The 7970-nt window shown below is 68.5% G+C and carries 9 protein-coding genes and 1 pseudogene; all 10 read left to right on the top strand.

Annotated features, from left to right (window positions below; all coding sequences use genetic code 11):
• Positions 1-96 precede the first annotated feature (96 nt).
• On the top strand, positions 97-1125 hold the full coding sequence (gene nagZ / locus DMC18_RS18870; protein ID WP_110120915.1) for a beta-N-acetylhexosaminidase: 1029 nt from the start codon (positions 97-99) through the stop codon (positions 1123-1125).
• Positions 1122-1943, top strand: a complete 822-nt coding sequence (locus DMC18_RS18865) for a ScpA family protein (RefSeq protein ID WP_110120914.1) — start codon at positions 1122-1124, stop codon at positions 1941-1943. The genes nagZ and DMC18_RS18865 overlap by 4 nt, the downstream gene beginning before the upstream one ends.
• A gap of 25 nt (positions 1944-1968) precedes the next feature.
• Positions 1969-2640, top strand: coding sequence for an SMC-Scp complex subunit ScpB (gene scpB, locus DMC18_RS18860; protein WP_110120913.1), 672 nt, complete (start codon positions 1969-1971; stop codon positions 2638-2640).
• 143 nt (positions 2641-2783) lie between these two features.
• Positions 2784-3008 (top strand): twin-arginine translocase TatA/TatE family subunit, encoded by a 225-nt coding sequence (locus DMC18_RS18855; protein WP_058349436.1) that lies wholly within the window; start codon positions 2784-2786, stop codon positions 3006-3008.
• A 104-nt stretch (positions 3009-3112) separates the two neighbouring features.
• Positions 3113-3745, top strand: a complete 633-nt coding sequence (gene tatB, locus DMC18_RS18850) for a Sec-independent protein translocase protein TatB (RefSeq protein ID WP_110120912.1) — start codon at positions 3113-3115, stop codon at positions 3743-3745.
• Positions 3742-4644 (top strand): twin-arginine translocase subunit TatC, encoded by a 903-nt coding sequence (tatC, locus tag DMC18_RS18845; RefSeq protein ID WP_110120911.1) that lies wholly within the window; start codon positions 3742-3744, stop codon positions 4642-4644. The genes tatB and tatC overlap by 4 nt, the downstream gene beginning before the upstream one ends.
• Positions 4645-4854: 210 nt before the next feature.
• Complete coding sequence (gene serS / locus DMC18_RS18840) at positions 4855-6150, top strand: serine--tRNA ligase (protein ID WP_110120910.1); 1296 nt, start codon at positions 4855-4857, stop codon at positions 6148-6150.
• Positions 6147-6965 carry a 5'/3'-nucleotidase SurE gene (surE, locus tag DMC18_RS18835; RefSeq protein ID WP_110120909.1) on the top strand — a complete coding sequence of 273 codons (819 nt, stop codon included), beginning with the start codon at positions 6147-6149 and terminating at the stop codon, positions 6963-6965. The genes serS and surE overlap by 4 nt, the downstream gene beginning before the upstream one ends.
• Positions 6965-7624, top strand: a complete 660-nt coding sequence (locus DMC18_RS18830; RefSeq protein ID WP_110120908.1) for a protein-L-isoaspartate(D-aspartate) O-methyltransferase — start codon at positions 6965-6967, stop codon at positions 7622-7624. The genes surE and DMC18_RS18830 overlap by 1 nt, the downstream gene beginning before the upstream one ends.
• Before the next feature lie 105 nt (positions 7625-7729).
• Positions 7730-7970, top strand: a pseudogene (locus DMC18_RS18825) (peptidase M24); the annotation flags it as partial.

Raw genomic sequence — 7970 nt, 5'->3', positions numbered from 1 at the left:
ACCGGCTTCTCCAGCCGCGCCGACGCCAAGGCGTTCTGCGACGCCCTGACGGCCGCCGGCAAATCCTGCTTCGTGAAGTAGGCGAGGGGAGCCCCCATGAGCGTGTCGTCCGCCGCCATCCTCGGCTGCGCCGGGACCGTCCTGAGCGCGGAAGAAGCCGCCTTCTTCCGCGACGTGCGGCCGTGGGGCTTCATCCTTTTCAAGCGCAACATCGACACGCCCGACCAGGTGCGGGCGCTGACCGCGGCCCTGCGCGAGACGGTCGGCCGTCCCGACGCGCCGATCCTGATCGACCAGGAGGGCGGCCGCGTCGCCCGCCTTGGAGCCCCCCACTGGAAGAAGTATCCGCCGGGCCGCGCTTACGGTGAACTGGTCGCCAACGATCCGCTGGTCGCCCGCGAGATCACGCGCCTTGGCGCGCGCCTGATCGCCCATGACCTGACCTCGCTGGGCATCAACGTCGACTGCGTGCCGGTGCTGGACGTGCCCGATCCCAAGGGCCACGAGATCATCGGCGACCGCGCCTATGGCGACACGCCCGAGCAGGTGGCGACCCTGGGCCGCGCGGCGGCCGAGGGCCTGCTGGCCGGCGGCGTGCTGCCGATCATCAAGCACATCCCCGGCCACGGCCGCGCCATGAGCGACAGCCATCTGGAGCTGCCGGTGGTGAAGGCCAAGCTGGCCGAACTGGAAGCTCGCGACTTCGCGCCGTTCCGAGTGCTGTCGGACATGCCGATGGCGATGACCGCCCACGTCGTCTACACGGCCATCGATCGCCGCAACCCGGCCACCACCTCGAAGAAGGCCATCAAGAAGGTCATCCGCGAGTCCCTGGGTTTTGACGGCCTGCTGATGAGCGATGATCTGTCGATGAAGGCGCTGTCGGGCGACTTCAAGCAGCGCGCCAAGGACAGCCTGGCCGCCGGCTGCGACGTCGTCCTGCACTGCAACGGCGACATGGACGAGATGAAGGCCGTAATGGCCGGCGTCGGCAAGCTCTCCAAGGAAGCCCGTCGCCGCGCCCAGGCGGTCATGGGCCGGCTGGTCAAGGTGCACGAGCCGCTCGACGTCGCCGAGGCCCGCGCCCGCTTCGACGCCGCCTTCGACGGCCGGTTCGCCGGGTGAGCACGGGCTTCCAGCCCACATTCGACTTCGCGGCCGCCCGGGAGGCGGCGGAAGACGGCGCGGCCCTGGTCATCGACATCGACGGCTACGAAGGCCCGCTGCACGTCCTGCTGGCCCTGGCCCGCAACCAGAAGGTCGACCTGCTTCAGCTGTCGATCACGAAACTGGCCGAGCAGTACCTGGCCTTCGTGCAGCAGGCCCGCCGCGTGCGCTTCTCGCTGGCCGCCGACTATCTCGTCATGGCCGCCTGGCTGGCCTATCTGAAGTCGCGGCTGCTGCTGCCCAAACCCGATCGCCCCAAGGCCGAGGAGCCGCCGGCCGAGGAAATGGCCGCTCTGCTGGCCTTTCGCCTGGCCAAGCTCGACGCCATGCGCAAGTCGGTCGAGGCCCTGAAGGAGCGTCCGCAACTCCAGCGCGACGTCTTCGCGCGCGGCGATCCCGATGCGGTGAAGATCGTCTCCTCCACCCGGTTCGAGGGCGACCTCTACGCCCTGATGAGCGCCTACATCTCCCAGCGAAAGCGCGAGCACGGCCGCCACTACGCCCCGCGCCCGCCCCAGGCCTATCCGCTGGAAGACGCCCGCGACCGCCTGCGCACCTTCCTGCCGAGGATGGAGGAGTGGACGGCCCTGTCCGGCGTCGCCCCCGTCGAGCGCTGGGAAGAAGACCCCGACGGCCCCACGCCCGCCAGCTACCTGGCCTCGACCCTTTCGGCCAGCCTGGAGCTGGCCAAGGAAGGCGCGCTGACGGTGCGCCAGATGGGCGCGTTCGAGGAAATCTACCTGCGCACCCGGACCGACGGCGGGGAGGGGGCGTGATCGTGTTGAGAGACAGCTTCTACCCATGACCCTCGCCCCTCTCTTCACCGAACGCTGCATCGAGGCCCTGCTGTTCGCGGCGGCCGAGCCGTTGAGCGTGGCCGACCTCGCCAAGCGTCTGCCGGACGGCGCTGACATCCCGGCCGGCATCGCCGACCTGCGCGCCCGCTGGGACGGGCGGGGGATCGAACTCGTGGAGGTGGCGGGCCGCTGGCGCTTCCAGACCGCCGCCGATCTCGCCTTCCTGATGACCGAGGAGCGCGAGGAGCCGCGCCGCCTGTCCAAGGCCGCCCAGGAGACCCTGGCCATCGTCGCCTATCACCAGCCCGTCACCCGGGCCGAGATCGAGGCGGTGCGGGGGGTGCAGGCCAGCCGGGGCACGCTGGACGTGCTGCTGGAGCTGGGCCTGATCCGCATGCGCGGCCGTCGCCGCACGCCGGGCCGTCCGGTGACCTTCGGGACGACCGACGCCTTCCTCGAGCACTACGGCCTGGCGAATCTGGGCGACCTGCCCGGCGTCGCCGAAATGAAGGCCGCGGGCCTGCTCGATCTGAACCTGCCGCCGGGCTTTTCCGTACCCGATCCGATGGGGTTGCGGACCGACGGCGAGGAGGAAGACCCGCTGGACGAAGGCGAGACGCCGGAATTCGCTCAGGATTTCCTGGGCGAGCTGGAGGGCGGAGAGCCGGGGCGCTGAGGCGAAGCCTGCCTTGGCCGGGGCGCAATGGCCGCGATTTGCGCCGCTTGGCTCATGGCCATGCGGACGCCTATATTATCTGAGACATTGTAACGACACGCCGCAGCGGCTAAAGCGCCGCTGTCGCAAGGAGCACCGCCGTTATGGGTAGCATGAGCTGGATTCACTGGGTGATCGTGATCGCGGTCGTCGCCCTGCTTTTCGGTGGTCGCGGCAAGCTGTCCGGGATCATGGGCGACGCGGCCAAGGGCATCAAGGCGTTCAAGGACGGCTTGAAGGACGACAGCAGCCAGGAAGTCGCCGACAACAAGTCCACGGGCGCGCTGCCGCGCACCGAGGCCGAGAAGGAAGACCTGCGCAAGTCGTAAGGTTTGTTTTCGCCGCGCCTTCCCCGGAGGGCGCGGCTTCGTTTTTCCAAATCTCTCGGCCCAGGTCTCCACGGGGGAGCGCCGGGCCGGTCTGAGGCGCTTTCATGCTTCCTGATATCGGCGGCGCTGAGCTTCTGGTTATCGCCGCGGTCGCGCTGATCGTGGTGGGGCCGAAGGATCTGCCTGTTCTTCTTCGCAAGCTCGGCCAGTTCGTCGGCAAGATCCGCGGCATGGCTGCGGAATTCCGCGCCAGCTTCGACGAGATGGCTCGCCAGTCGGAGCTGGACGAGTTGCGCCGCGAGGTCGAGGCCATGCGCGCCGGCCAGTACGCCAACCCGGTGCAGGCCGCGGTCGACCAGGCCAAGGACGCCACGGTCGACGAGGTGTTCGCCGACATCGACGCCAGCCTCAACAGCGGCGCCGTCCAGGCCCATCCCTACGCCGGCTACAATCCCGAGCCGGTCGCCGAGCCTGAAGTCGAGGCTCCGGCCAAGCCTGCCCGCAAGCGCGCCCCCAAGGCCGTCGCCGAGCCGACCGTCGAGATCGTTTCCAAGACGTCGCGCGCCAAGGCCGCGTCCAAGGACGTCGGCGTCGCCGCAAAGGCTCCGGCCAAGAAGGCCGCCGCCCCCAAGGCGGCTAAAGCCGTCGCCGCTGGTGGGACGGCCGCGGCCGTCGTCAAGCCGCCGCGCAAGCGCACCACCAAGACCGCCTCTTCCAGCTCGGACATCGTCTCGTGACCAATTCGATCGGATACGATCCCGAAGAGGAGATCGAGGCCTCGCGCGCGCCGCTGCTCGAGCACCTGACCGAGCTGCGCTCGCGCCTGATCGTCTGCGTGGTGGCGCTGTTCGTCGGTTTCGGCGTCTGCTTCTACTTCTCGAACCAGCTTTTCCTGTTCCTGATCCACCCGTTCGAGGTGGCCGCCGGCATGGTCGCCGCCAGCAAGGCGGGGGGCGCGCATCACAATCCCTTTGACCTGATCATGGTGCTGACGGGCCTGAAGGACGCGCCGGCCGACGTCGCCCACCAGAAGTTCGTGTTCACGGCGCTGCTGGAGCAGTTCTTCACCAAGCTGAAGCTGTCGGCGTTCGGCGCGGTGGTCATCACCTTCCCGGTGCTGGCCTGGCAGCTCTACCGCTTTGTCGCCCCCGGCCTCTACAAGAACGAGCGCGGCGCCTTCCTGCCGTTCCTGATCGCTTCGCCGGTGCTGTTCGTCATGGGCGCGGCGCTGGTCTACTACGTCATGCTGCCGTTCATCGTCTGGTTCTCGATGAACCAGCAGATCTTCGGCGACGCCATCTCGGTCGAACTGCTGCCCAAGGTGTCGGACTACCTGACCCTGGTGACCTCGCTGCTGCTGGCCTTTGGCCTCTGCTTCCAGCTGCCGGTCGTGGTGTCGCTGCTCGGCATGGCCGGGATCATCGACTCCAAGATGCTGCGCGGCGGCCGCCGCTACGCGATCGTCGGCGTGTTCATCGCCGCCGCCGTCCTGACCCCGCCCGATCCGATCAGCCAGCTGACCCTGGCGATCCCCATGTGCCTGCTCTACGAGATCGGCATCTGGTGCGTCTGGATCATCGAGCGCGGCCGCAAGAAGCGCGAAGCCGAAGAGAGCAAGGACGTCGTGGCGGTCTAGCCGACCGATGAGGGGGCTCTGAAAAGTCTGACGCCGCGAAAGCCGATCCGCTTTCGCGGCGTTTTTCGTTCGTGCGACCCCTCACTCGACCTCCCTCCGGGAGGCCACCCTCTCCCGCAAGGGGAGAGGGGGCGTGCAAGAAGGTTGGCGCCCTTGGCGACGCGCCTTAGAGAAGGGCGTTTCTTAACGACTTCCTTCCGAGCGCTCCCGATGCACGACATCAAGGCCATCCGCGAAAACACCGAAGCCTATGAAGCCGCCTGGTCGGCCAAGGGCCGTTCGGGCGCGGCGTCGGAAGCCGTCAAGCTCGACGCCCAACTGCGCGCGGCCCAGACCGCCCTGCAGGAAGCCCAGGCCAAGCGCAACGAAAGCTCCAAGCTGATCGGCGCGGCCAAGGCCAAGAAGGACGAGGCCGAAGCCGCCCGCCTGATGGCCGAGGTCGAGGCGCTGAAGGGCCGCATGGCCGAGGCGGCCGAAGAGGAAGGCATCGTCGGCGCCAAGCTGAAAGACCTGCTGGCGTCCCTGCCCAACATCCCCGCCGCCGAAGTGCCGGAAGGCGAGGACGAGACCGGCAATGTCGAGCAGCGCCGCTGGGGCGATCGCTCCAAGCTGCCGGCCGGCCGCCTGAACGCGCCCAAGGACCACGTCGACCTGGGCGCGGCCCTGGGCGGCATGGACTTCGAAGCCGCCGCCCGCATGAGCGGCGCCCGCTTCGTAGTGCTCAAGAAGGAGATCGCTCGCCTGGAGCGCGCCCTCGGCCAGTTCATGCTCGACCTGCAGACGGTCGAGCACGGCTACACCGAGATCAGCCCGCCCGTGCTGGTCAAGGACGACGCGCTGTTCGGAACCGGCCAACTGCCCAAGTTCGCCGAGGATCTCTTCCGCACCACCGGCGACCACTGGCTGATCCCCACCGCCGAGGTCTCGCTGACCAATATCGTGCGCGAGCAGGTCACCGGCGAGGAAGAGCTGCCGCTGCGCCTCACCGCCCTGACCCACTGCTTCCGTTCGGAAGCTGGGGCCTCGGGCCGCGATACGCGGGGCATGATCCGCCAGCACCAGTTCCAGAAGGTCGAGCTGGTCTCGATCACCACGCCCGACCAGTCGGAAGCCGAGCACGAGCGCATGGTCGAATGCGCCGAGGCTGTGCTGAAGAAGCTGGAGCTGGAATTCCGCACCATGCTGCTGTGCAAGGGCGACATGGGCTTTGGCGCGCGCAAGACCTACGACCTGGAGGTCTGGCTGCCGAGCCAGGCGACCTTCCGCGAGATCAGCTCGTGCTCCAACTGCGGCGACTTCCAGGCCCGCCGCATGGACGCCCGCTTCAAGAAGGCCGGCGAGAAGGGCACGCACTACGTCCACACCCTGAACGGCTCGGGCCTGGCCGTCGGCCGCACCCTGGTGGCCGTGCTGGAGAACTACCAGGACGAGGGCGGTCGCATCCATATCCCGGCCGTGCTGCAGCCCTATATGGGTGGCCTGACCCACATCGGGGGCGCGGCTTGAGGATCCTCCTCACCAACGACGACGGCATCCACGCTCCGGGCCTGCAAAGCCTGGAGCGTATCGCCGCGGCCCTGTCGGACGACGTCTGGATCGTCGCGCCGGAATACGAGCAGTCGGGCGCCAGCCGGGCCCTGACCCTGTCCGATCCGCTGCGGGTGCGGAAGATCGACGCCCGCCGCTTCGCCGTCGAGGGCACGCCCACCGACTGCGTGGCCCTGGCCTTCCAGGAACTGATCGAGGGCGCGAAGCCGGACCTCGTGCTGTCGGGCGTCAACCGCGGCCAGAACCTGGCCGAGGACGTCACCCTGTCTGGGACCGTCGCCGGCGCCATCGAGGGCATGGTCCTGGGCGTTCCGTCGATCGCCCTGTCGCAGGCCATGACCTATTTCGCCGACGAGGTCGTCGCCCATTGGGAAACCGCCGAGCACTTCGGGCCGGGCATCGTGCGCCGGCTGCTGGAGGTGGGCTGGCCGTCTGACGTCGTGATGAACGTCAACTTCCCGCCGCTGCCGCCGGAACGGGTCGATGCCGTGGAAGTGACCCGCCAGGGCTTTCGCGACTCGCACTTGCGGCGCATGGAAAAGCGGACGGACCTGCGCGGTCGCGACTACTACTGGACCGGCTTCACCGTGAAGCCGTCCAACCCGCCGGAGGGCACCGATCTGAAGGCCGTGTACGAAGGGCGCATCTCGGTGACGCCCCTGCATATCGACCTGACGCACAACGCCACCGTCGCCGCCCTCAAGGGCGTGCTGGGCGGTGCGCCGCCTAAGCTCGCCTCCAAGCCGGAGAGCAGCCCGGAGCCCGGCCTGTGATGGCGAGCGCCAAGCGACCGGAAACGCCTGATGCGCTGCTGAAGCGGCTGCTCGACGCTTTGCGCGCGCAAGGCGTGACCGATCCCAACGTGCTGTCGGCGATCGAGAAGACCCCGCGCGACCTTTTCACACCCGATCTCTTCAAGGAGCGGTCGTGGGAGGACTCGGCCCTGCCGATCGCCTGCGGCCAGACCATCAGCCAGCCGTTCATCGTTGGCCTGATGACCCAGGCCCTGACGGTCGAGCCGCGTTGCCGGGTGCTGGAGATCGGCACGGGCTCGGGCTACCAGACCGCGGTCCTTTCCCGGGTGTCGCGTCTCGTCTACACGGTCGAGCGCTATCGCACCCTGATGAAGGAGGCCGAGGCGCGCTTCGCCGTGCTCGGCCTGACCAACGTCATCACCAAGTTCGGCGACGGCTGGGAAGGCTGGCGCGAGCAGGCGCCTTTCGACCGCATTATGGTCACGGCTGCGGCGCAAGAAGAACCTAAGGGGCTCCTGGCCCAGCTCAAGCCCAACGGCGTGCTTGTCGCACCCGTCGGACGTGGGCCGGTCCAGAGCCTTCGTCGCTATGCCGGCGACGGGAAGGGGGGCTTCACGGTCGAAGTCCTGTGCGAAGTGCGTTTCGTCCCGATCCTGGAAGGCGTCGCCCGCGAGTAGTGCGGGGTCGGCGTCCACAGGTTCGGTGACGCCGTGCGTGTTTGGTTAAGGTTTGATTCACCCTTGCGGCGGCGACTTGAAGGCTCCGCGAGGAAAGGAGAGGTCATGAGGCAGTTGTGGACGCAAGCGGCGGTCATCGCCCTGACGGCTGGAACGCTCGCGGCCTGCGAGACGACCGGCGCGCAGTATCCCACCCGCGCCAGCGAGGGCGTCAGCCCGCCCGTCGTCCAGGCCCCGCCGGCCGCCCAGACGCCGCTTCCGACCCAGGCTCCGCCGCCTGAGGACGACGCTCCGCCGGTGACCGCGCCGGTCGGCGCCGGCGCCGTGTCGAGCCAGCCGCTGGCTC

This window comes from Caulobacter sp. D5 (assembly GCF_003185805.1).
Lineage (GTDB): Bacteria > Pseudomonadota > Alphaproteobacteria > Caulobacterales > Caulobacteraceae > Caulobacter.
This window is presented reverse-complemented; position numbering and strand designations above follow the sequence as displayed.

Coding starts and splice junctions, on each gene's coding strand:
- serS (WP_110120910.1), top strand. CDS start 4,855: ATGCACGACATCAAGGCCATCCGCGAAAACACCGAAGCCTATGAAGCC.
- DMC18_RS18855 (WP_058349436.1), top strand. CDS start 2,784: ATGGGTAGCATGAGCTGGATTCACTGGGTGATCGTGATCGCGGTCGTC.
- DMC18_RS18830 (WP_110120908.1), top strand. CDS start 6,965: ATGGCGAGCGCCAAGCGACCGGAAACGCCTGATGCGCTGCTGAAGCGG.
- scpB (WP_110120913.1), top strand. CDS start 1,969: ATGACCCTCGCCCCTCTCTTCACCGAACGCTGCATCGAGGCCCTGCTG.
- nagZ (WP_110120915.1), top strand. CDS start 97: ATGAGCGTGTCGTCCGCCGCCATCCTCGGCTGCGCCGGGACCGTCCTG.
- tatB (WP_110120912.1), top strand. CDS start 3,113: ATGCTTCCTGATATCGGCGGCGCTGAGCTTCTGGTTATCGCCGCGGTC.